At 66.1% G+C, this 21,565-nt stretch carries 22 protein-coding genes; 8 read left to right on the forward strand and 14 right to left on the reverse strand.

Annotation, left to right across the window (positions count from 1 at the left end; genetic code table 11):
* Positions 1 to 16: 16 nt before the first annotated feature.
* The 11 genes from ACOEQ1_RS06215 to ACOEQ1_RS06265 all read right to left on the reverse strand — a co-directional run bounded on the left by ACOEQ1_RS06215 (position 17) and on the right by ACOEQ1_RS06265 (position 9,784).
* The gene (locus ACOEQ1_RS06215; protein ID WP_419758329.1) at positions 17 to 331 is read right to left on the reverse strand and encodes a hypothetical protein; all 315 of its coding nucleotides are present in this window, start codon (positions 329 to 331) and stop codon (positions 17 to 19) included.
* Entirely contained in the window at positions 328 to 1,284 is a 957-nt protein-coding gene (gene msrP, locus ACOEQ1_RS06220) for a protein-methionine-sulfoxide reductase catalytic subunit MsrP (RefSeq protein WP_419758330.1), read from the reverse strand. Before msrP ends, ACOEQ1_RS06215 begins: the two co-directional genes overlap by 4 nt.
* 86 nt (positions 1,285 to 1,370) lie before the next feature.
* Complete coding sequence (locus ACOEQ1_RS06225) at positions 1,371 to 2,162, reverse strand: MBL fold metallo-hydrolase (RefSeq protein ID WP_419758331.1); 792 nt, start codon at positions 2,160 to 2,162, stop codon at positions 1,371 to 1,373.
* A complete protein-coding gene (locus ACOEQ1_RS06230) occupies positions 2,159 to 2,938 on the reverse strand; it encodes a TatD family hydrolase (RefSeq protein WP_419758332.1) in 780 nt (259 codons plus the stop codon). The genes ACOEQ1_RS06225 and ACOEQ1_RS06230 overlap by 4 nt, the downstream gene beginning before the upstream one ends.
* Positions 2,939 to 3,002: 64 nt before the next feature.
* Positions 3,003 to 4,541, reverse strand: coding sequence for a methionine--tRNA ligase (metG, locus tag ACOEQ1_RS06235; protein WP_419758333.1), 1,539 nt, complete (start codon positions 4,539 to 4,541; stop codon positions 3,003 to 3,005).
* The gene (locus ACOEQ1_RS06240; RefSeq protein WP_419758659.1) at positions 4,538 to 5,542 is read right to left on the reverse strand and encodes a DNA polymerase III subunit delta'; all 1,005 of its coding nucleotides are present in this window, start codon (positions 5,540 to 5,542) and stop codon (positions 4,538 to 4,540) included. Before ACOEQ1_RS06240 ends, metG begins: the two co-directional genes overlap by 4 nt.
* Positions 5,539 to 5,928, reverse strand: coding sequence for an FKBP-type peptidyl-prolyl cis-trans isomerase (locus ACOEQ1_RS06245; protein ID WP_419758334.1), 390 nt, complete (start codon positions 5,926 to 5,928; stop codon positions 5,539 to 5,541). The genes ACOEQ1_RS06240 and ACOEQ1_RS06245 overlap by 4 nt, the downstream gene beginning before the upstream one ends.
* A gap of 48 nt (positions 5,929 to 5,976) precedes the next feature.
* Entirely contained in the window at positions 5,977 to 6,645 is a 669-nt protein-coding gene (gene tmk / locus ACOEQ1_RS06250; RefSeq protein ID WP_419758335.1) for a dTMP kinase, read from the reverse strand.
* Complete coding sequence (locus tag ACOEQ1_RS06255; protein WP_419758336.1) at positions 6,646 to 7,893, reverse strand: D-alanyl-D-alanine carboxypeptidase family protein; 1,248 nt, start codon at positions 7,891 to 7,893, stop codon at positions 6,646 to 6,648.
* A 29-nt stretch (positions 7,894 to 7,922) separates the two neighbouring features.
* Positions 7,923 to 8,807, reverse strand: a complete 885-nt coding sequence (locus ACOEQ1_RS06260; protein ID WP_419758337.1) for an RlpA-like double-psi beta-barrel domain-containing protein — start codon at positions 8,805 to 8,807, stop codon at positions 7,923 to 7,925.
* Entirely contained in the window at positions 8,804 to 9,784 is a 981-nt protein-coding gene (locus ACOEQ1_RS06265) for a lytic murein transglycosylase (RefSeq protein ID WP_419758338.1), read from the reverse strand. The genes ACOEQ1_RS06260 and ACOEQ1_RS06265 overlap by 4 nt, the downstream gene beginning before the upstream one ends.
* A gap of 148 nt (positions 9,785 to 9,932) precedes the next feature.
* Here ACOEQ1_RS06265 and ACOEQ1_RS06270 point away from each other — a divergent pair, with 148 nt between their 5' ends.
* Complete coding sequence (locus tag ACOEQ1_RS06270) at positions 9,933 to 11,234, forward strand: DNA topoisomerase IB (RefSeq protein WP_419758339.1); 1,302 nt, start codon at positions 9,933 to 9,935, stop codon at positions 11,232 to 11,234.
* A 58-nt stretch (positions 11,235 to 11,292) separates the two neighbouring features.
* A complete protein-coding gene (locus ACOEQ1_RS06275; protein WP_419758340.1) occupies positions 11,293 to 11,529 on the forward strand; it encodes a KGG domain-containing protein in 237 nt (78 codons plus the stop codon).
* A 46-nt stretch (positions 11,530 to 11,575) separates the two neighbouring features.
* Here ACOEQ1_RS06275 and ACOEQ1_RS06280 read toward each other — a convergent pair whose 3' ends face one another.
* Together ACOEQ1_RS06280 and ACOEQ1_RS06285 are read right to left on the reverse strand one after the other, a co-directional pair.
* On the reverse strand, positions 11,576 to 11,755 hold the full coding sequence (locus ACOEQ1_RS06280; protein ID WP_419758341.1) for a DUF3309 domain-containing protein: 180 nt from the start codon (positions 11,753 to 11,755) through the stop codon (positions 11,576 to 11,578).
* A gap of 137 nt (positions 11,756 to 11,892) precedes the next feature.
* Entirely contained in the window at positions 11,893 to 12,603 is a 711-nt protein-coding gene (locus ACOEQ1_RS06285; RefSeq protein WP_419758342.1) for a class I SAM-dependent methyltransferase, read from the reverse strand.
* A 136-nt stretch (positions 12,604 to 12,739) separates the two neighbouring features.
* On the opposite strand from ACOEQ1_RS06285, the gene gloB reads away from it, so the two are divergent.
* The 6 genes from gloB to ACOEQ1_RS06315 all read left to right on the forward strand — a co-directional run bounded on the left by gloB (position 12,740) and on the right by ACOEQ1_RS06315 (position 18,359).
* Positions 12,740 to 13,471, forward strand: coding sequence for a hydroxyacylglutathione hydrolase (gene gloB, locus ACOEQ1_RS06290; RefSeq protein WP_419758343.1), 732 nt, complete (start codon positions 12,740 to 12,742; stop codon positions 13,469 to 13,471).
* A 41-nt stretch (positions 13,472 to 13,512) separates the two neighbouring features.
* On the forward strand, positions 13,513 to 14,112 hold the full coding sequence (locus ACOEQ1_RS06295) for a glutathione S-transferase N-terminal domain-containing protein (protein ID WP_419758344.1): 600 nt from the start codon (positions 13,513 to 13,515) through the stop codon (positions 14,110 to 14,112).
* A 12-nt stretch (positions 14,113 to 14,124) separates the two neighbouring features.
* Entirely contained in the window at positions 14,125 to 14,568 is a 444-nt protein-coding gene (locus tag ACOEQ1_RS06300; protein WP_419758345.1) for a cupin domain-containing protein, read from the forward strand.
* A 122-nt stretch (positions 14,569 to 14,690) separates the two neighbouring features.
* The gene (locus ACOEQ1_RS06305; RefSeq protein ID WP_419758660.1) at positions 14,691 to 15,812 is read left to right on the forward strand and encodes a glycosyltransferase; all 1,122 of its coding nucleotides are present in this window, start codon (positions 14,691 to 14,693) and stop codon (positions 15,810 to 15,812) included.
* Positions 15,813 to 15,906: 94 nt separating this feature from the next.
* Positions 15,907 to 17,379, forward strand: coding sequence for a glycosyltransferase family 39 protein (locus ACOEQ1_RS06310; protein WP_419758346.1), 1,473 nt, complete (start codon positions 15,907 to 15,909; stop codon positions 17,377 to 17,379).
* The gene (locus ACOEQ1_RS06315) at positions 17,376 to 18,359 is read left to right on the forward strand and encodes a threonine ammonia-lyase (protein ID WP_419758347.1); all 984 of its coding nucleotides are present in this window, start codon (positions 17,376 to 17,378) and stop codon (positions 18,357 to 18,359) included. The genes ACOEQ1_RS06310 and ACOEQ1_RS06315 overlap by 4 nt, the downstream gene beginning before the upstream one ends.
* A gap of 13 nt (positions 18,360 to 18,372) precedes the next feature.
* On the opposite strand, the gene ACOEQ1_RS06320 is transcribed toward ACOEQ1_RS06315, so the two are convergent.
* Positions 18,373 to 21,552 (reverse strand): efflux RND transporter permease subunit, encoded by a 3,180-nt coding sequence (locus ACOEQ1_RS06320; protein ID WP_419758348.1) that lies wholly within the window; start codon positions 21,550 to 21,552, stop codon positions 18,373 to 18,375.
* Positions 21,553 to 21,565: the final 13 nt, after the last annotated feature.

A 21,565-nucleotide genomic window follows, 5' to 3' on the forward strand; every position in this document is an offset into this window, starting at 1 on the left:
TTCCGTGTCCAGGCTTTCAGCTTCGCCAGCGACGGGGCCGCGTACGGCTGCCGCGGGGGCCGGAGAGGTTCACTGCCCCGCCAAAGAAGATCAGCCCGATCGCGGTCGGGGGCAGCCAACCCGGTCGTTCAAGAACCGGCATCGCAACGCTCATCCAGAGCCAGGGCGACAATCCCTTTTCGATCAGGGTCTGCAACGTCGGCACCCAGCTGCTGTCGACCATGAAGAGAAGGTCCCGCAACGGCGTAACCGGCGGCCAGAAGGCAGCGATGGCGAAGGCCATCACGAGGAAGGCGGCGGCAAGGACGGAAAGGATACGGGCTGCGATCACATGAACAGTTTACGCGTCTGCGGCATGCCAGCATAGAGAGAAGAGACCCACTCGCCGTACCCATTGTAGATTTGCGTGGCGACGATCTGGTCGGTGCCGATCAGCCGTTCCTGCGCCTGGCTCCAGCGCGGATGAGGTACAGCGGGATTAACATTCGCCCAGAAGCCATATTCGTCCGGCGAAAGCTGTGCCCAGAACGTATCCGGCTGCTTATCGCTAAACGACACCTTGACGATCGATTTGCCGGATTTGAAGCCGTATTTCCAGGGCACGACGAGCCGGATCGGTCCGCCGTTCTGCGGCGGCATGGGTTTCCCGTATAAACCGGTGGCTATGAAGGCGAGCTCGTTGCTCGCCTCCGCGATCGTCAGTCCCTCGAGATAAGGCCAGGGCATGAAGCCGCCCAGGCCCGGCATGACCTTGGGATCCTCGTCACTGGTGAAGATCATGTACTTCGCGCTCGAGGTAGGCTTGGCGAGGGCCACCAGTTTCGCCAGCGGAAAGCCGCTCCAGGGCACCGTCATGGCCCAGGCTTCGACACAGCGATGGCGATAGACCCGTTCCTCGATCTGGACCTGCTTCAGCAGATCGTCGAGGCCGATGGTGAACGGCTTCTCCACCATCCCGTCGAAGGTGATCGACCAGGGCCGCTGGGGGAAGGCCTGAGCCATCTGCCACAGGTCCTTGTCCGTGCTGAATTCATAGAAGTTGTTGTAGGTTTCGGCGACATTAGACGGCGTCAGCGGGCGGCCCGGGTCGAAGCGCATGGCTGAAGCGGGGATGCTGGCGGTCTCGTCAGCGGCAGAGGCCGGGCGGATGCCAGCGACACCCAGGCCTGCAACCGCCCCGGCCGCCGCGAAGGCGCCCATTGCGGACCGGCGGCTGAAGAAGGCGTTTTCGGACGTGACGGCGCGACCCGGCTTATCCCAACCCCGCAGGCGTGTGATCAGCATGACGAAATTCCCTCCGCAATGACCATGAGAGCATACGCGCGAAGAGGGCCAAAGGTTTCATGGCCGCCGGCGTGCGGCCAGGCGCGTCACTCCGGGATCGTGATCTCCATACCGTCATAGGCAGGCTCGAGCCCTCGCGGCAGGTTCCGCATCATCCAGCCCCAGTCCATATCATTGCCCATATGTGTCAGGATGGTCCGCTTGGCGCCAAGCCGCGCCGCCCACTCCCGGACCGACGCCAGCGATCCGTGCGTCCGGTGCAGGTCCCGCTGAAAACAATCGACCATCCATGTATCGACGCCCGCGAGAATCTCCCATGCGGCGTCGTCTAGGTCGACCACATCCGTGCAGTAGGCGAAACGCCCGATCCGAAAGCCGAGCGTCGTCCCGAATCCATGATCCTGATCGAACACGGTGATGTCCATGCCCGCAAGCGAGACAAGGTCGCCGCTCTTGACCACCTCGGGCTCCAGCACGGGGCGGATGAAGCCCGGCGGCCGCCAGGGCAGAAAGGCGTAATCGAACCGCCGCTGCAGCTCGCCCAGCGTATGCGCGTCGCACCGCACCGGGATCGGCCGGTCGATGATCCGGTTGAGAATGCGGACGTCATCGAGGCCGAGGATGTGATCGGCATGGGAATGCGTGAACAAAATCCCCTCGATCGACGAGATTCCGTGGTCGATCATCTGCAGCCGCATGTCGGGCGAGGTATCGACGAGGAAGCGGCGCTCATCGTTGCCCTGCACGACGATGCTGGATCGGGTCCGGCGGTTGCGTCGCTCCGCCGCATCGCAGGCGCCCCAGTCGCCGCGGCCGTCGGCGCCGCCGATGTGCGGCACGCCAGCGGACCCTCCGCAGCCCAGGACGATCGCCTTCATCGGGCAACCGCCTTCGGGTAGAGGCGGCGGAAGTTCGCGGTCGTGAGCGCCGCCAACTCCTCCGGCGATAGCCCCCTCACCTCGGCGAGCTTCGCCGCGGTGTGCGCGACCCAGGCGGGCTCATTACGCTTGCCGCGATGCGTCGCCGGGGCGAGATAGGGCGCGTCCGTCTCCACCAGAATCCGGTCCGGAGGCATGTCCCGCGCGATCTCCCGCAACTCCGTGGACTTCGGAAAGGTCAGGATGCCCGAGAAGCTGACATAGCCGCCCATCGCGATCGCTGCCTCCGCCAATGCCCGGCCGGAGGAAAAACAATGCAGCAGGAAGTCGAACGGGCCGCCGGCGTCCCGCTCCTCGGCCAGGATCGAGGCGATATCGTCATCAGCATTGCGCGCGTGGATCGCCAGCGGCACGCCCGCCAGACGAGCCGCCCGGATATGCGCGCGGAAGCCCGCCTGCTGCACGTCATGCGGCGCCGTCTCGTAGAAGTAATCGAGCCCGCTTTCACCCAGGCCAATGACCTTGGGATGATCCGTCATCGCCGCCAGCACCTCCGGCTCCGGCACCGGCTCCTCATGCGCGTGCTGAGGATGAATGCCGACGGAACACCAGAGGCCGGGCTCGTTCTCGACCAGCGCCAGGATGCGGCGAGACTGCTCCAGACTGGTGCCGATCGAGACCATCTCGCCCACGCCCGCCGCCCTCGCGCGCGCCAGCACGTCCGCGAATTCGACGTCCTTGAAATAGTCCAGATGACAGTGGGAATCGATCAGCACGGAAGACAATCCATCAAGGAACAAGCGGTTCTCTTTGAAAAAAGAGACAAAAACTTCCGTCCGTTCATGCAACCTCATCGACGTAGCGCGGGAAAATCCCCTGCGGCGGAGGAAGAACCGTGCCGTCCGCCAGCGGCTCAGCAAGCGCCGCAAAGCTTCGCGCCTCGGCCGGAACAGCGAGTTGATCGAGCATCCGCGCCATGCTGTCCGGCATGAAAGGTTGCAGAACCGTGGCGACCGTGCGCATCACCTCCACCAGCACCCGCAGAACGGCGCCCATCCGCACCGCATCCGTCTTCTTCAAAGCCCAGGGCGCCTGATGATCGATGTAGGCGTTGGCTGCACGGATCACGCGCCAAGCCTCCTCCAACGCCGAGTGGAAGGCCTGAACCTCAATGGCGTCTCCGAGAAGCTTCGGCAGTGCCGCCGCCTGATCGAGCAACACAGTGTCGGCTTCGATGAGAGGGACGGGCATCGGCGGCAACCGGCCCTCGCAATTGCGCGCGATCATCGCGAGGCTGCGCTGCGCCAGATTGCCCAGGTCGTTTGCCAACTCAACGTTGAGGCGGGAGATAAGCGCGCGGCGGCTGAAATCACCATCATTCCCGAAGGGCATCTCGCGCAGCAGGAAGAAGCGCACCGCGTCCCGGCCAAATTGTTCGATCAAAGCCGACGGCTCGATGACGTTGCCGATCGACTTGCTCATCTTCTCGCCTTCGACCGTCCACCAGCCATTGGCGCAGACGCGGCGTGGTGTCGGCAGCCCGGCGGCCATCAGGAAGGCCGGCCAGTAGACGGCATGGAAGCGGATGATGTCCTTGCCGACCATATGCAGGTCAGCCGGCCAGAAGCCGGCCCGCGGCGCATCCGGGTCAGGGTAACCGGTCGCGGTCAGGTAGTTGGTGAGCGCGTCCAGCCAGACATACATGACGTGCTCAGGGTCGCCCGGCACCTCGATGCCCCAGCGAAAGCTCGTGCGGCTGACGGAAAGATCGTTCAGACCCCCGCGTACGAAGCTGACGACCTCGTTGCGGCGCGCGCCCGGCCCGATGAAGTCCGGGTTCGCCTCGTAGAAGGCAAGCAACCGATCCTGCCAGGCCGAGAGGCGGAAGAAGTAGGACGGCTCGCGCACCCATTCCACCGGCGCACCGGTCGGCGCAATTCTCAAGCCGTGGGCATTGGTGACAAGCTCATCCTCGCCGTAGAAGGCCTCGTCGCGAACCGCGTACCAGCCCTCGTAATGGCCAAGGTAGATGTCCCCGGATGCCACGAGCCGGGTCCAGAGCGCAGCGCAGGCGATCTTGTGGCGCGGCTCCGTCGTGCGGATGAAGTCGTCGTTGGAGATGCCGAGCGCCTCGCTCATCGCGCGGAACTGCCCGGCCACACCGTCGGTGAAGCTCTGCGGGTCGAGCCCCGCATCCAGCGCCGCCTTCTCGACCTTCTGGCCGTGCTCATCCGTGCCGGTCAGGAAGAATACGTCATGGCCCTCCAGCCGCTTCCAGCGTGCCACGACATCCGCTGCGAGCGAGGTATAGGCGTGGCCGATATGCGGCGCCCCGTTCACGTAATAGATCGGCGTCGTCACGTAGAATCTGTCGCTCATGTCCCTGCCATCAGGCTCAGCCCGGCCAGCACCGCCTGGCGGCGGTCGAGGGCAAAGCGCTCCGTCTCGTTCTTGATGTCCGTCAGCGCCTGCCATACCGCACCCCAGGACTCAAGGGAACGTAACGCGAGCAGCCGGGCCTGATGGCTGTCCGGCGTGCCGCGCGCGCCTTGGCGCACCGCGTTCCCGACCGACTGGCGCAGCAGATCCATGAACAGGCTGAAGCCGGCCTCATCCCGCCCGACGGCATCCGCGACCTCTAGTGCCGCCATGCCTTGGGGTAACGCGGCCACCACGCGCGCGACCTGGGCGGCCATTGCCGGACCGTCGCCTTCGGCCAGGACCAGCGCCCGGCCGATCGACCCCTCGCCCAGCGCCGCCATCTGCGCGCGCTCTGTCGGCGGCAGTTCCGGAAGATACCGGGCGAGCAGCGTCTCCACCGTCTCCAGGCTGAGCGGCGAGAGCCTCAGGCGGCGGCACCGGCTGCGGATCGTCGCGGGCAGCAGCCCCGGCGCGTGGCACACCAGCAGCAGGAGCGCCCCGGCTGGCGGCTCCTCCAGCAGCTTGAGCAGCGCATTCGCCGCGTTCGGGTTCATGTCCTCGGCACCGTCGACGATGACGACCCGCCCGCCGCCCTCGCCTGCGGTTCGACGAAGAAACTGCGTGACCTCCCGCACCTCGTCGACGACGATCTCCCGCCGCATGCGCTTGGTCTTCTCGTCGGCGCTGCGCTCGACGGTCATCAGCCCCGCATGGGTGCCGGCGGCGATCCGCCGGAACACAGGGTCGGCCGGGTCCATGTCCAGACTGTCACCCGGCTTGCGGCCGGCGAGCAGCCCGCGGGCGAGACGATACGCAAGCGTCGCCTTGCCGATGCCGTGGGTGCCGGTGATCAGCCACGCATGGTGCAACCGGCCGCTGGCGCGCGCCTGGGACCAGATCCGCTCGGCCGCTTCATGGCCAAGCAGATCCGGATTGGCGCGCGGCTCTAGGCGCGTCAGTTCGCGCCGAGAAGCTGGATGTCGAAGATCAGCGTGGCGCCGGGAGGGATGACGCCGCCGGCGCCCTGGTCGCCGTAGGCCTGGTCGGGCGGGATGATCAGCGTGCGCGTGCCGCCGACATGCATTCCGGCAACCCCGGCGTCCCAGCCGGGAATGACCTGCTGATCCTCCAGCACGAAGCTGAACGGGGTGTTGCGGTCATAGGAGCTGTCGAACTTCGCGCCCTTCTGGCCGTTCTGGTAGAGCCAGCCCGTGTATTGCACGACGACGGTCTGGCCGGCCTGGGGCTGCGGCCCGGTGCCGACGACGCTGTCGTGATACATCACGCCGTCGGGCAATGTCGAAAAGCCTGCCGGTGCGGCAGAGGCGGAAGCAGTGACGGCCATCAGCAAAACTCCTGCGAGCGGCATAAGAAAGCGGCGCATGGGCAAGACCTATCCTGTCGTGAGGGAAGCCGAAAGCCAGGCGCGGAGCTGTGCCACCACATCCGGGCGCACACTGTCCAGGGCCCGGCCCGCATCGATGATGATCGTGGCGCCCGGCTTGGCCTCCGCCTGCTCCAGGAAGGCGCCACGAACACGCTCATGAAAGTCGAGGTCGAGCGCCTCGAACCGGCCCTCATCGGCCTTCGTGGCGCTCAGCCGCTGCCTGCTGCGCCGGACGCCTGTGCCGGCGTCCACATCCATCAGCACCGTGAGGTCCGGCCAGACGTCGTCCACGAAGATGCGGTGCAGGTCGCGGATGAGCGCCAGCGGCAGCCCACGGCCGGCGCCCTGGTAGGCGAGCGTGGAGCCGACGAAACGATCGCACAGCACGATCCTGCCCGCCGCCAGCGCCGGCCGGATGACGCGCTTCACATGCTGCACCCGCGCCGCCGTCATCAGCAGCAACTCGGAGCCCTGATCCCACACCGATCCCGCGGCGGCGAGCAGCAGGGCGCGGAGTTCCAGCCCCTCGGGCGTGCCGCCCGGCTCCCGCGTGGTGAGGACATCGAGCCCGTCGGCCACGAGAGCCTCGGCGACGGCGGACAGCGCGCTGCCTTTGCCCGCACCGTCCCCGCCCTCGAAGACGATGAATCGGCCCCGCGCTTCAACTCCGGGCATTTAAGCGCCCGTGATGAAATGGCGCAGCCGGGCGAGTGCGCGTCCGGGAAGCCCGAGCCGCCGGACATCCGTCATCGCGACAAGCTGCGCCCCTGTCGCGGCCTGCCCGCTCGGGATGCCGGGGCCGGTCACGTTGATCTGCCCGATCACCTGCCCTGCCGTGATAGGGGCCGGGATCGGCGCCGGATAATCCACGGCGACCTTCACCGTGTTCTGCCAGCCCATCGGCATGGTCACGACAGCCGGCTGCGGCACCGTCAGCCCGACCATAGGGGCCTCGCCAAGCCAGACCGGCGCCTGCGTCACCTGGGCGCCGGCGGCGAACAGCTGCACGTCCTGGAAGCTGTTGAAGGCCCAGTCCATCAGCCGCTTCGACTCCGTGACGCGGGAATCCCAGCTCGGCAACCCGTTCAGCACCACGATGACGCGCCGGTAGTTGCGCTCGGTCGTGCCGGCCAGGGAGTAGCCGCCCTCTTCGGTATGGCCGGTCTTGAGCCCGTCGCCGAGCCCTGCGGTTACCAGCGGGTTCCGGTTCATCTGATTGATCTTGTTGTAGGCGAAGCTCTGCTCGCCCGCGTAATGGTAATACTCCGGGAAGTCGCGGATGATGTGTTCGCTGAGCGTCGCGATGTCCCGCACCGACATGAAGTGGCCGTCCGCCGGCCAGCCCGAGGCGTTGAGGAAGTGCGAGTGGGTCATCCCGAGCTTCGCCGCCGCGGCATTCATCATGGTCGCGAAATTGTCCTCGGTTCCGCCGATGCCCTCGGCGAGCGCCACGGCTGCATCGTTCCCGGAGTCGACGAAGATGCCGCGGATGAGGTCCTCGATCGTCACGTTCGTGCCGACCTGCACGAACATCCGCGAGCCGCCCATGTGCCAGGCGTGTTCGCTGATGAGGAAGGTTTGGCCGAGCCGCAGCTTGCCTTCCTTCAATTGCTGGAAGGTGATGTAGATCGTCATGAGCTTGGTCAGGGACGACGGCGGGCTGGGGGTGTCCGGGTCTTTGGTCAGCAGGACGGCGCCGGTATTGAAGTCGATGACGATGGCATGGGTCGCCACGGTGTCCACCGGCCCGATCGGCGTTTCGGCCGGGCTGGAAACGACGGCCGTGGATGCGCCTGGGCCACCTTCGTCGCCCGATGGGGTAGCGCCCGCCTCCGGCGCGTGCCGCCGCTTCGCCCACGCCGGCAACGCACTGAGGCTGGCGACGCCAGCGCCCACGAAAAGCAAGACTCGGCGTGTATTCATGAGGCGCTTCCGTTCTGAGCCCGCCGGGCTTACTGCACGATGATGGTGGCGTCCACGGCGCCCGCCCGCAAAGTCGCCGCCAGGGCGGCATCCGCCTGGGCGACGTTGGCATAAGGCCCCGTCTGCACTCCATACAGGGAGCGGCCCTGCCCCGGGATGGCAATGACGTGAGCATTGGGCAAGCCGCCGAGGCGCGCCGTCTGCCGCCATGCATCGAGCTGGCGGCCGAAGCTCCCCGACTGGATATAGAGCCCGCCCGGGTCGGGTGCCACCGTCGTCAGTGTCACCGGCAGTACCAGCGGCGGCACGGACGCCGTGACCGGGTTTGAATTTGCCGCATCGAACTGACCGATGGCAGGTCCGCCCGCCTGAGAGACACCCGGGGGCGGCGCCAGGCTGGTCGCGTGGAAGCCGCCGACCGGCGCGGCCTGGATCTGGATGCCGCCACCGAGGGCATCGGCGAGCGCCTCGCTTGCGCCCTGCTGTACGGTTACGCGTACCTCGGCCGAACCTCCCGCCGGGATTCCGAGCAACTCGGCGGCATGGGGCGTGACCGCAAGAATGCGGCCGGGATCGGCGGGTCCACGGTCATTGACGCGAAGGAGAAGCTGGCGCCCGGTCTGCAGGTCGGTGATCTGGACGATGCAGGGCAATTGGAGCGTCTGACTGGCCCCTGCCATGGCGCGGGAGTCGTAGGCCTCGCCATCCGTGGTCATGGTTGGGGCGTCGTCGCCATAGACGCCGGCAAGCCCGGTGCGGTCGTAGCCGAAATCCTCGCGCGGATAATGCCAGACGCCATCCGCCTCATACCCCGTGCCGATCGTGTAGTGCGGCTCGGAACTGGTCGCCGGAACTTGGTGCACACAGGCGGCGAGGCCGAGCGCGGTCAGCGTCATCGGCAGAGCAAGTCTCATGCGGTGATGAGGTCGCCGAGAAGACCGACAGAGAGGGCGTAGAAGTCGGAGGGGTTGTAGCGGCGGATGGCGTGGTAATTCGGATAGACGAGGAACGCGTCGCCACCGACCCCGTCCGGCTGGATGAGCCGCGCCGGCATCGAGTAAGCGACGGCCGGGTGGTTGGGAAGTCGACGCACACCCATCGCCATCCAGCTGGACAACGGCTCCGCCTGATCGGGATCGATGGCAGCGGCATCGACCCTGGAGGTAAGCAGCACGGCTTCCCCCCATGGCTCGTCGCCGCGCCAGCCCGATGTCAACAGATAATTCGCGATGGAGGCGAGGCTGTCGGGGACGCTGGTCCAGATGTCTGGCCGTCCGGTGCCGGTGAAGCTGACGGCGAGCTTGAGGTAGACGCTCGGCATGAACTGCGGCTGGCCCATGGCACCGGCGTAGCTGCCGGTCATGCCCTGAGGCGTCACCGCGCCGCTGTCGATGATGCTCAGCGCGGAGACCAGTTCCGACCGGAAGTAGCTGGGCCGGTGGCTGGTCCATCCGAGGGTGGCCAGCGCCTGCACCACGGAAAAACCGCCGGTATAGGTGCCGTAGTTGGTCTCCAACCCCCAGATGCCCATGATGACGCCCGGGGCGACGCCGAACTGCGTGTAGATGGCCGCCAACAGGGTTCGGTTGGCTCCGTAGTTCTGACGCCCGGTGGCGACCCGCGCGGCGGAGAGACGCTTGGCGGAATACTGCGCCCAGGTTTGGGTGAATTCCGGCTGGCGGTTGTCGAGGTCGATCACGTCCTGGTTCGGGCTGAGGCCATTCAGAGCCGCACGCCGGGTGGCGTAGCTGACGCCGTGCGCCGCGGCCTGTGCATCGACCTCGACCAGGAACTCCTGGAAACTCCCGGCGGCGCGGGCAGCGGCGGCCGTACTGACCAACAGGCCGGCGGAAACGGCGGGAATCGACCGGATGAGGGTGCGGCGGCGCATGGCCGCTGTCTGCCAGAGCCGGGCAGCCGGAGCAACTTAAGCTTCATCCGCATAGTCTGACCGCCGGGCCGCGCAGCCTCGCGGCGTCACGATTTTGTGGTCGGCGCCATGGTTGTGACCGCAAACAGAGCGTCCGATCTAGCGGAACATGCCCAGAACCCGGCTCAAGGCTCATAATCAACCGGCGGCAGACTCGGCTTCTGCCGGGAAACCGTCAAAGCCGCGGCGGAGCGCTCAACTCAAGCGCCTGCTCCGCATCGACGCCAGCCCCGAAGCCGCGGCAGCCGAGGCGAACCTTCACTACGTGAACGACGGAACCCCGGGCATCGCCCGGCATCCCACAAAGGAAGACAAGGTTTTCAGCTACACGGATGCGGACGGGCGTCCTGTTACAGACGCGGCCATTCTCGATCGCATCCGCAAGCTTGCGATCCCGCCCGCCTATCGCGACGTTTGGATATGCCCAGACGCGGACGGCCATCTTCAGGCGACGGGCAAGGATGCGCGCGGCCGGCGCCAGTACCGGTATCACCCACGCTGGCGCGAGGTGCGGGACGAGGCAAAGTTCGGGCACATGATGGTCTTCGCCAATGTCCTGCCCAAGATCAGGCGGCAGGTGGAGGAGGACCTCTCCCTGCCAGGCCTACCGCGCAAGAAGGTTCTGGCCGCGATCGTGCGATTGCTCGAGACGACCCTGATGCGCGTCGGCAACGAGGAATATGCGCAAACCAACAATAGTTTCGGGATCACGACGCTCCGCAACCGGCATGTGAAGGTGCGCGGGAAGTCGATCGTCCTCGATTTCCGCGGCAAGCATGGCGTAACGCATCATATCGATCTCGAAGATGCGCGCCTCGCCCGCATCGTCAGCAAGTGCCAGCATCTGCCGGGCCAGGAGCTGTTTCAGTTCGTGGACCACGACGAGTTGACGCACGCCGTCGGTTCGTCGGATGTAAATCACTATCTACAGGAGATCAGCGGCGCCGATATCACCGCCAAGGATTTCCGCACCTGGGCCGGGACCAACCTGGCGGCGCTGGCGCTGCAGGAACTGGCCGCTGCCACCGAGCCGCTGCCACCCAAGAAAAGCGTGCTCCGGGCAATCGAGTCTGTGTCGAAACTGCTGGGCAACACGCCCGCCATCTGCCGCAAATGCTACATCCATCCAGCGATCTTTGAAGGTTACCTGGACGGCTCCCTGCTCGGCACGCTGAAGAAGCGGGCGACCGAAGAACTCGAACAGGACCTCGGCAATCTCAAGCCTGCCGAGGCGGCCGTCACCGGCTTCCTCGCCCATCGGCTTGTGCAGGCCGTCAACCATCCGGAGGCCGAGCCGCAGGTTCTGGCCGCCGCCCGGAAGAAACAAGCGCGTGGGACGAAGTCATCTCCTGCGCAACCCGCTCCGCGCATCGAGGTAGCCGCCCCATCCAAGGCGGCCGCCAATGCGTGAAGTCATCCTGCCTGCGAACAGTGCGGATGAAGCCGCAACCACCAAGGGAGACTGAGCCATGGCGACGCATAAGGAAAGTCACACCAAGAGCGACAGCGAGCACGGCAAGCACGCCGAGCACGACAGCAAGAAAACTGAGCACAGCAAAAACGAGAGCAAGTCGGCCGCCGGAGAGAAAGGCGTCTCGCAGGAGCAGGTCGGATCGGGAAAGGAACACGACCCGAACAACTTCGCGAACAACAAGGAACGCGCATCGGCCGCGGGCAAGAAGGGCGGCCACAGCAGCCACGGCTGACTGTGGTTCAACGGGCTCCGATTCCGGAGCCCGTTGCCTGTGGCATTCAGTAGTAGCCGTGATGTCCGAACAGCAGGATCAGTACCAGGACCACCAGTAGAAAGACCCCAAGACCGCCCATGCCATAGCCATAGGTCGGGCGTTCCCGGTAGTAGCCGCGGCTGTAGCCGTAACCGCCGCCGCCGAACACGAGAACCAGAAGAATAATAATAATCAGAAGCAGCATTGGTCTCTCCTTGGAGGACCGGACAACCTTTGATCCGGTTGAAGTTGTGGATGCTCACCAAATGGCGAGGAGGCGTCCGGCTGGTAGGGGCATAGACGCAAAATCTTATTTCTGCCCGATTCTGCCCATGAGAGCTGTCAGGGTGCCTCGGCCAGAACAAATCTCCGGCTCGGCGTCATGTTTGTCGGGATCGCGGAGTAGACGTCCTTCACCGCCTCGGTAATCGTTACTCCGGCGAACTGCGGCATAGCCCAGTGGCCTGTGCGTTCCCATAGCCGATTGCTCCGCAGCACGAGGCGCATGGAAGTCGGTGGCAAGAAAAGCGCGGTGTCACGCCGTTCGACCCGGAACATGCTGCTCGCAAGCAGCCGCCCCACCTGCCCGGGCGAGTAGGGCGTTCCCTGGCCAAACGGATTTTGCTCGAAATACGCCCACATGCCCCGCCGGTTCGGCGCGACCACCATCAGCCTCCCGTCGTCCTTCAGCACGCGCCAGATCTCGCGTAGCATCCGCCGCGCGTTCTCCGCGCTCTCCAGGCCGTGAATCAGCAGCACCCGGTCGAACACCGGCCCGGCGAACGGCAAGGCGTCTTCCTCCGCCATGCAAGTGAGGTTCGCGCTACCCATCGGCCAGCGCGCGGCCCCAAGCTGCCCGGGCGTCAGTGCGACCGCGAGTCGCGCCTCTTCCCGCCAGAACCGCAGGTAAGGCGGGGCGTAACCAAGGCCCAGCACCGCCATGCCGGCGAGGCTAGGCCACAGGGTTCCAAGCCGCTCGCGGATCAGCCGGCCCGCGACAATGCCTTGAGCAGTGGAATAAAAATCCGCAGCGGCGTGAACATCGAGCACCATTTGGACGCACCATACACGACCTCGAAATCCCTGCCCTACGCAAAGCTCCTGGAAAAGCGCCCGGCTGAAGCCCTTATTCGGAGGACGTTTTCGGAGGGCATTCCCGCTCGCCGCGACCAATGCTAGGAAGCCGGTCATGACCCTCACCGCCCATACCGTCCCGATGCTGTCCGACAACTACGCCTGGCTTCTGCGGGACGACGCCACGGGCGCGCTGGCCTTCGTCGATCCCGCCGACGCAGAGGCGGCCGCAGCCGCCGTCGATGCCCATGGCGGCAAGCTCGACCTCATCCTCCTCACCCACCACCACGACGATCACATCGCCGGCGCCGACGCCCTCCGGCGCCGCTACGGCGCAAAGATCGTTGGCGCCGCCGCCGACGCCCACCGGCTACCCCGGCTCGATATCGCCGTCGCGGAAGGCGACCGCGTGACCTTCTCCACCTACGAGGGGCAGGTGATCGACACGCCCGGGCACACGGTCGGCCATATCTCCTACTTTTTCCCTGACGGTCCGATCCTGTTCTGCGGCGACACGATGTTCAGCCTCGGTTGCGGCCGCATGTTCGAAGGCACCGCCGAGCAGTTCTTCGCGAGCTTCCGCAAGATTGCCGCCCTGCCGCCGCAGACGCTGATTTGCGCCGGCCATGAATACACGCAGTCTAACGCGCGTTTTGCACTGTCCGTCGACCCCGATAACTCGCGGCTGCGGGCGAAGGCGGCGGAGGTCGACCGCATGCGCGCCGCTGGCCAGCAGACGCTGCCGGTCCGGCTGGCCGATGAGCTGATGGTAAACCCGTATCTCCTCGCGCAGGACGCGCCGAGCTTTGGCCGGCTGCGTTCGATGAAGGACAGCTTCAAGGGTTGACGCGTGCCGCGCCTGAACCCGACCCACACACGAGGACGCCGATGAAGCTGTTCTACTCGCCCACCAGCCCCTTCGTGCGCAAAGTCGTCGCGTGCGCGATCACCCGCGGGCTCGACAGCCGGATCGAGCGTATCCGGACCGATGCGCATGCCTCGCCCGCCGCGCTGCTGGCCGCCAACCCGCTTTCGAAGGTGCCGGCTCTGCTGACCGAGGATGGCGTGGCGCTCTTCGATAGCCCGCTGATCTGCGAATATCTCGACAGCATCGGGGATGCGCCGCCGCTGTTCCCGGACCATGGCTCCAGCCGCTGGGTGGCGTTGCGCTTCCAGGCGCTCGCCGACGGCATCATGGACGCGGCCGTGGCGGCCCGGGGCGAGATCATGCGGCCACAGGAAGCGGCGCGGCAGGCCAACATCGAGCGCCAGAAGGCAGCGGTCGCCCGCGGCCTCTCGGTTCTGGAAGATCATCCGCCGTCCGACGGCCTGCCCGACATCGGAAGCATTTCCGTTGCCTGCGCGCTCGGCTACCTCGACTTCCGCTACGCCGACGATGCGTGGCGCGACCATCATCCGCGGCTCGCGCACTGGTTCAAAGGCGTCTCCGCTCTGCCCGGCATCGCCGACACCGCGCCCCCGGGCTGAGGCTCCGCGAGCATGAACCTTCGCGACCAAGCCCTCGCCGCCGAGGCCGTGGCGGCGGGTTTGGATCTCGCTCCGCATCCGGAGGGCGGCTTCTACCGCGAGACCTTCCGGGACGGTGATCCCGTTGGTCGCGGAGCCGCCACTGCCATCCTGTTCCTGTTGCCACAGGGCGTCATCAGCCACTGGCACCGTGTCGATGCGTTGGAGATCTGGGTCTGGCAGGCAGGCGCACCGTTGCTGCTGGAGATAGCGGCCCCGGATGCGGCGGCGGTCGCTGACCGTCTCGGGCCCGATCTTTCGGCCGGGGAGCGTCTGCAACAGACGGTGCCCGTGCAGCATTGGCAGCGGGCCCAGAGCCTGGGCTCGTGGAGCCTCGTCTCCTGCATCGTGGCACCCGCCTTCCAGTTTTCCGGCTTCGTCATGGCGCCGCCCGGCTGGCAGCCGCAATCCGCCTGATTCCTGCCCGAATGCAAGATGATACGGAGAATAATGGGGCAGTTGGCATGACCCCACCGGGAACGGCAGCGATGGACACTCTCATTACTGATGTCGGCGTTTTCGATCATGGAGTCCGGGCGATGACGCTTGACGGCTTCATCGGCACGGCTGCCGCCTGCCCGGAACTTTCGATTGTGGTGCCCTGCTACAAGGAACAGCCGAACGTCCGCCCTATGGTGGACCGTGTCGCGGCGGCCCTCCCCGGAGTGGCCTGGGAGATCATCTTCGTCGACGACAACAGCCCGGACGGCACGGCCGATGCGGCGCGCGCCATCGCCCGGGTCGATTCCCGGGTGCGCTGTATTCGCCGCATCGGCCGGCGCGGCCTCTCGACCGCCGTGATCGAGGGCGCGCTCTCCTCCTCCGCCGACTTCGTAGCCGTCATGGATGGCGACCTGCAGCACGACCAGACAATTCTGCCCACCATGCTGGCGCAGCTCCGTGCCAACGCCGCCGACATCGTCATCGGCAGCCGCTTTGTCTCGGGCGGCTCCTCGGCGGGTCTTTCCTCCGCCATGCGTCATCGCATTTCGAACCTTGGCATCGGCATCGCGCAGTATGCCCTGCCGATGCGGATCACGGACCCCATGAGCGGCTTCTTCATGGTGCCGCGCGCGAGCTTTGAGCAGATCGCTCCGCGGCTGTCGGGCGTCGGCTTCAAGATCCTGCTCGATCTCATCCTGTCCGCGCCTGAGAAGCTGCGGGTTCTGGAAATCCCTTGCCAGTTCCACCGCAGAGAGGCAGGCGAGAGCAAGCTCGATGCGTTGGTGATGATCCAGTTCGGCGCGTTGCTGCTGGACAAGGCCTTGCACGGTTATGTGCCGATGCGCTTTGTCGCCTTTGCGGGCGTGGGTGCGATCGGGATGATCGTGAACCTCGCCGCTCTCTGGGCGGGGCACGCCGCCGGCATGCACTTCCTGGCAGCCGAGATCCTGGCGACGATTCTGGCGATGCTCTTCAACTTCCAGCTCAACAACCGGCTCACCTACCGCACCCACCGCCTTCGCGGTCCGAGGCTGGTGCGGGGCCTCGTGCTGTTCATGCTGGTTTGCGGGCTGGGCGCCGTTGCCAATGTCGGCATCGCGACGGCGCTGTTTTCGCATGCGGCGCATAACGGGCTCGGCGCCGCGGCCATTGGCGCTGCGGTCGGGGTAGTCTGGAACTACGCCGTGTCATCGACCCTGGTGTGGCGCACCGTTTAACGGGGGACGCTTTTGCTTCGTTTGCGCCCGGCCAGGGCTCAAAAGTAGCGCCTGCTTTCCTTTTTCGAGCGGCTGAGCCATAGCCTCGCGGCGCATGCGCCGATTTTCCTCCCCTGTTCTTTTCGCGCTCGCCCTGGCGGCGCTGACCGTCATCCGGCTCATAGTCGCAGGGGTCGCGCCGCTCTCTCCGGACGAAGCCTATTATTGGGTGTGGTCGCGGGCGCCGGCGTTTGGATATCTCGATCATCCCTTCATGGTGGCACTGTGGATCCGCGCTGGAACGGCCTTGTTCGGCGACAGCGCCTTCGGCATCCGGGTTCTCGCACCTTTTGCCGTTGCCCTTGGCTCGGTTCTGATACTGGACGCGGCGCGGCGGCTGGGAGCGGGCCGCGGTTTCGCCGCGGCTCTGCTGCTCAATGCAACGCTCCTCTTTGGCGCCGGCGGCATCCTGATGACGCCCGACACGCCGCTGATCCTGTTCTGGATCGCGACACTTTGGGCGATGGCGCGCATCGTCGACGGCGGCGCCGGGTGGTGGTGGATCGCGGCCGGGGTGTTCGCGGGTTTGGCGCTCGACAGCAAGTACACGGCGGCGCTGCTGCTCGCCGGCATCGGCCTGTGGCTGGTGCTTCTGCCTGCGGGCTGGCGCTGGCTTCGCGATCTGCGATCCTGGCTCGGCCTCGTCATCGCCCTGGTGCTCTTTTTGCCCGTCATTCTGTGGAATGCGGATCATCATTGGGCGAGCTTCCTCAAGCAGGGGGGCCGCACCGGCGACTTTCACCCAGCGCGTGCCGTGCAGTTCCTCGGCGAACTGGTGCTCGGGCAGCTTGGGCTGGCGACCCCCGTGGTTTTCGTGCTCTGCGCCGTGGGCCTCGTCCATGCGGCGCGTCTGGCAACGATGCGACGGGATCCGGCGGCCGGGCTGCTGGTGGCGCTCGGCATTCTCCCGGCGCTGGTTTTCATCCAGCACGCCTTCGGTGACCGCGTTCAGGCAAATTGGCCCGAGATCATCTATCCGGCGGCGGTCATCGCCGCTGCCGGCATACCGCTCACCATGCGATGGCTGAAGCCCGCCGTGGCGGTCGGGTTCGCGGTGACCTTGGTGATCTACGCTCAGGCAATCGCCAGTCCCATCCCCATCGGCGGCGTGAGCGACCCGACCATTCGCATGCTCGGGGGCTGGGCGGAACTGAGCCAGGCGGTGGACCGCCGCGCGCAGCAGACAGATGCCCGTTTCATCGCGATCGACGAATATGGTCTCGGCTCGGAGTTGGCGTGGCGGCTGCCGAACTCGTTGCCGGTCGTGGCTGACGATCCGCGCTGGCTGTTGTTCAACCTTCCGCACCCCGGGATCACCCTCGCTGCAGGCGAGACCGGGCTGCTCGTTCGCACCACGCGCCGGCGAACGCTGCCCGATGCCAAACCCTGGGCGAGCATGGCCGAAATCGGCGTGCTCGGTCGCGGACGCTACGGCCGAATCGGCGAAAGCTATAAACTCTACCTCGTCACAGTCGGCCCCGCCGCCGCCGCGCTCGTCACCCGCCTGCCATCCGGAGCATCGCCGTGAAGATCAGCCTGCCGACCTTCCAGGACAGCCTCGCTGCTCGCGCCCGCTGCGGAGACCGCGTCCGCCACACGCCCCTGCTGCGGAGCGCCGTGCTGGATCGTGCCATCGGCGGGACAGTGCTGCTGAAGGCGGACTCGTTGCAGCACACCGGCAGCTTCAAACTGCGCGGGGCGATGAACGCGGTGCTGTCGCTGGTCGAGAACGGACATGCCGGCGGCATCGTCGCCTTCTCCTCCGGCAATCACGCCCAGGCGACGGCCTACGCGGCGGCGGCGGCCGGCTTGGCGGCCACGATCTTCATGCCGTCCGATGCACCCGCCATAAAGACGCGCGCGACCAAGAGTTGGGGCGCGACGGTCGTTCCATTCGATCGCGTGGCCGACGATCGCGAAGCTTTGGCACGGGCGGAAGCAGAGCGCACCGGCGCGGCACTCATCCCGCCCTACGACGACCCCCGCATCATCGCCGGCCAGGGCACCTGCGGGCTGGAGCTTGCCGAGGATGCGGCGACGATGGGGCTGATACCCGATGCCGTGCTCGTGCCCGTCAGTGGCGGCGGCCTCGCCGCCGGTTGCGCGCTTGCGATGGAGGAGATGGCGCCGGGCTGTGCCGTCTACTCCGTCGAACCCGAGGGCCGGGACGATCACCGCCGTTCACTGGTGACCGGCGAGCGGCAGTCGAACGAGCCCGGCGGCTCGGTCCTCTGCGACGGGCTGATGTCGCCGGCGCCCGGCGAGCTGACCTTCGCGCTCAACCGCCGCCGACTGGCCGGCGGCCTCGTGGTGACGGACGAGGCCGTGCTGCGCGCGATGGCCTTTGCCTTCCTGCACCTCAAGCTGGTCGTGGAGCCGAGCGGCGCCGTCGGTCTTGCCGCCCTGCTGTCGGGTGTGTTCGACGGCCGGAACCGGGTGACGGCGGTCGTTCTCAGCGGCGGGAACGTCGACCCGGACACCTTCCAGCGGGCGCTGGCTCTGGCCTGAAGATCGGCCGGCGCTACTCTCCCGCCACCTCGTGCTCGCGCACCTTGTGGAACTCGTAGGGCCTTAGCCGGAAGATGTGCACGCGCGACCATTCCCGCATGTACTGGAACATCGTGTAGAGCATCGGGATCACGAAAATCCCGAAGCAACTGGCGGCAATCATTCCGAAGAACACCGGAGTGCCGACAGATTGCCGGCTGATCTCAGACGCGCCTTTCGCCCAGACCAGCGGCACCAGGCCGAGGATGAAGGCAAAGGACGTCATCATCACCGCGCGGAACCGCAGCCGCGCCCCCGCCACGGCGGCTTCACGGATTGGCCTGCCCTGCTCGCGCTGCTCCTTCGCGAACTCCACGATCAGAATGCCGTTCTTGGCCGACAAGGCGATGAGCGTCACCAGCCCGATCTGCGCGTAGAGGTTGAGGGGCAGGTCCCTGACCATGAGCCCGATGAAGGCGCCGAGGCCCGCCACCACCACCGAGATCAGCACCGACATCGGGATGGTCCAGCTCTCATAGAGAGCCACCAGGAACAGGTAGGCGAAGAGCACCGCGAGCGCGAGCACGACGCCGGTCTGCCCGCCGGCCTGGATCTCCTGATACGCCGTGCCGGTCCATTCATAGCTGTAACCCGAGGGCAACACCTTGTTCGAGATCTCCGCCATCGCCGCCAGCGCCTGCGAGGAGGACACGCCCGGCCCCGGCGATCCATCGATGGTGATGGAGCGCACGTTGTTGTAGCGGGAGATCACCTGAGGCCCGGTAATCACGCTCATCGTCGCCAGGCTGCGCAGCGGCACCATGTCGCCCTGTTTGTTCCGCACGTAGATCTTCCAGAGCGCGGCGAAGTCGTTGCGGTCAGCCTCCTCGCCTTCGATGTTCACCTGCCAGACGCGGCCGAACAGGTTGAAGTCGTTGACGTAGTACCCGCCCATCGTCGCCTGCAGCGTGGTGAAGATGTCGCTGATGTTGACACCGAGCGCCTCGGCCTTGTCGCGGTCGATGTTCAGGTAGACCGATGGATTGCTCGCCGAGTAGGTCGAGAAGACCCGGCTCAGCCGCTTGTCGCTGTTGGCCGCGATCAGCACGCTACCCAGGACCGAGGCCATATCCTGCGGATCCTGGCCCTCCAGCGCATCGAGCTGGTACTCGAAGCCGCCGCCCGTCGAGAGGCCGATGATCGGCGGCAGATTGAACGGAAACACGCTCGCGCTCATGATCTGTTGCGACATGCCGAACATCTTGCCGATCAAGGCATTGACGCTGTCGAACGGATGGGTGCGCTGGGCGAATGGCTTCAGACGGGCGACGACGAACGCGGCGTTAGGCTCCGCCGCACCGTCGAGGATGGAGTACCCGACGATCGAGATGGTGTGGGCCACCTGGGGTTCGCCCTTGAGCATTGCGGCGACGCGGTCCACCACCTTCTGCGTGCGATTGACGGACGCGCCGTCCGGCAGCTGAACGGCGGTGAAGAACGCGCCCTGATCCTCTTCCGGCAGGAAGCCACCCGGCGTCCGGCCGGCAAGGAACATGAGGCAAAACACACAGATGCCGACGATCGGGATGACGAGAATGGCGACGCGCACGAGACGCCCGACGGCATAGCCATAGCCGTTGCGAACGCGGTCGATGCCGCGGCTGAGGCGCGAAAACGGACCCTTGCGGGTCGCCTTGTCCTTCACCGGGCGCAGGAACAGGGCGCAGAGCGCGGGCGACAGCGTCAGCGCGTTCGTCGCCGAGATCAGCATGGTCACGCTGATGGTGATGGCGAACTGCTTGAACAGCTCGCCGGAAAGGCCCGGGATGAAGCCCACCGGCACAAACACCGACAGCAGCACGAGGGAAATCGCGATGATCGGACCCGTTATCTGCCGCATGGCGAGCTTGGTCGCATCCTGCGGCGATAGCTCCGGATACTCCTCCATGACGCGCTCGACGTTCTCCACCACGACGATGGCGTCGTCGACGACCACGCCAATCGCGACGACCAGCGCCAGCATCGAGATGGTGTTCGCGGACATGCCGATGGCCAGCATGATGGCGAAGGCGCCGATGAGGCTGACGGGCACTGCGATCGCCGGGATGATCGTCGCCCGTACGTTGCCGCCGAGGAACAGGAACACGACGAGCACGACCAGCACAAAGGCCTCGGCGATGGTCTGGACGACCTCGTGCAGCGTGTCGTTCACGAAGTCGCTGGTGTCGTAGATCACGTTGGCCGCGAGGCCCGGCGGGAAGCGCTTCGATATACCTGCGATCACGGCCTTGACGCGTTGAGAGGTTTCAACCGCGTTGGCCCCCGGTTCGAGATAGATGCCGATGCCGAGCGCGGGGGCGCCGTCGAGTTGGTCCTGCGTGCTTTGGCTTTCAGCGCCGAGTTCGAGCCGCGCGACATCCCGGAGCCTGAGCACGGACCCGTCCTGGTTCGCGCGCAGGATGATGTTCCCGAACTGCGCCGGCGTGATGAGGCGACCCTGGGTCTGGATATTGAGCTGGAACTGCTGGTCGGGACCGATCGGCTTGGCGCCGATGGTGCCGACCGCCGCCTGAGTGTTCTGGGATTGGATCGCCGTGATGATGTCCGTCGGGGACAGGCCGAGCTGCGTCAGCCGGTCCGTATTCATCCAGACGCGCATCGAATAGTTCTGCGCGCCGAACAGGAAGGCCTGGCCAACGCCGGGCGTGCGCGAGAGCACGTCCAGCACGTTGATGGTGATGTAGTTGCTGATGAACAGTGGCGACAGGCTTTTGTTCGGGCTCGAGAACAGCACGAACTGCAACACCGCCGAGGATTTCTGACGCAGCTGTAGTCCTTCGAGCTGAACCTCCGGCGGCAGTTCGGACAACGCGGCAGAAACGCGGTTCTGCACGTTCACCACGTCGATGTTCGGGTCGGTGCCGAGCGCGAAGCTGACGGTCAGGCTGTAGCTGCCGTCATTGCCGCTGTAGGACCGCATGTAGATCATCTTGTCGGCGCCGACGATCTGCGCCTCGAGCGGCTGCGCGACCGTCGCTTCCACCACGGCCGCCGACGCGCCCGGGTAGGTCGTCGTTACCGATACCTGCGGCGGCACGATGTCGGGGAACTGCGCGACCGGAATGCGCAGCAGCGCGATCAGGCCGGCGAGCGTGATCATGATGGCGATGACGACCGCGAACCTTGGGCGGTCGACGAAGACCGAGGAGATCATGGCTTTGCCTGTC

Source organism: Acidisoma sp. (assembly GCF_965199065.1).
Lineage (GTDB): Bacteria > Pseudomonadota > Alphaproteobacteria > Acetobacterales > Acetobacteraceae > Acidisoma.

Bases quoted from the DNA above. Each gene is read 5' to 3' on its own strand.
- msrP (WP_419758330.1), bottom strand. From the start codon at position 1,284: ATGCTGATCACACGCCTGCGGGGTTGGGATAAGCCGGGTCGCGCCGTC.
- ACOEQ1_RS06225 (WP_419758331.1), bottom strand. From the start codon at position 2,162: ATGAAGGCGATCGTCCTGGGCTGCGGAGGGTCCGCTGGCGTGCCGCAC.
- metG (WP_419758333.1), bottom strand. From the start codon at position 4,541: ATGAGCGACAGATTCTACGTGACGACGCCGATCTATTACGTGAACGGG.
- ACOEQ1_RS06245 (WP_419758334.1), bottom strand. From the start codon at position 5,928: ATGGCCGTCACTGCTTCCGCCTCTGCCGCACCGGCAGGCTTTTCGACA.
- tmk (WP_419758335.1), bottom strand. From the start codon at position 6,645: ATGCCCGGAGTTGAAGCGCGGGGCCGATTCATCGTCTTCGAGGGCGGG.
- ACOEQ1_RS06255 (WP_419758336.1), bottom strand. From the start codon at position 7,893: ATGAATACACGCCGAGTCTTGCTTTTCGTGGGCGCTGGCGTCGCCAGC.
- ACOEQ1_RS06260 (WP_419758337.1), bottom strand. From the start codon at position 8,807: ATGAGACTTGCTCTGCCGATGACGCTGACCGCGCTCGGCCTCGCCGCC.
- ACOEQ1_RS06265 (WP_419758338.1), bottom strand. From the start codon at position 9,784: ATGCGCCGCCGCACCCTCATCCGGTCGATTCCCGCCGTTTCCGCCGGC.
- ACOEQ1_RS06270 (WP_419758339.1), top strand. From the start codon at position 9,933: ATGCCCAGAACCCGGCTCAAGGCTCATAATCAACCGGCGGCAGACTCG.
- ACOEQ1_RS06275 (WP_419758340.1), top strand. From the start codon at position 11,293: ATGGCGACGCATAAGGAAAGTCACACCAAGAGCGACAGCGAGCACGGC.
- ACOEQ1_RS06280 (WP_419758341.1), bottom strand. From the start codon at position 11,755: ATGCTGCTTCTGATTATTATTATTCTTCTGGTTCTCGTGTTCGGCGGC.
- ACOEQ1_RS06285 (WP_419758342.1), bottom strand. From the start codon at position 12,603: ATGGTGCTCGATGTTCACGCCGCTGCGGATTTTTATTCCACTGCTCAA.
- gloB (WP_419758343.1), top strand. From the start codon at position 12,740: ATGACCCTCACCGCCCATACCGTCCCGATGCTGTCCGACAACTACGCC.
- ACOEQ1_RS06295 (WP_419758344.1), top strand. From the start codon at position 13,513: ATGAAGCTGTTCTACTCGCCCACCAGCCCCTTCGTGCGCAAAGTCGTC.
- ACOEQ1_RS06300 (WP_419758345.1), top strand. From the start codon at position 14,125: ATGAACCTTCGCGACCAAGCCCTCGCCGCCGAGGCCGTGGCGGCGGGT.
- ACOEQ1_RS06305 (WP_419758660.1), top strand. From the start codon at position 14,691: ATGACGCTTGACGGCTTCATCGGCACGGCTGCCGCCTGCCCGGAACTT.
- ACOEQ1_RS06310 (WP_419758346.1), top strand. From the start codon at position 15,907: ATGCGCCGATTTTCCTCCCCTGTTCTTTTCGCGCTCGCCCTGGCGGCG.
- ACOEQ1_RS06320 (WP_419758348.1), bottom strand. From the start codon at position 21,552: ATGATCTCCTCGGTCTTCGTCGACCGCCCAAGGTTCGCGGTCGTCATC.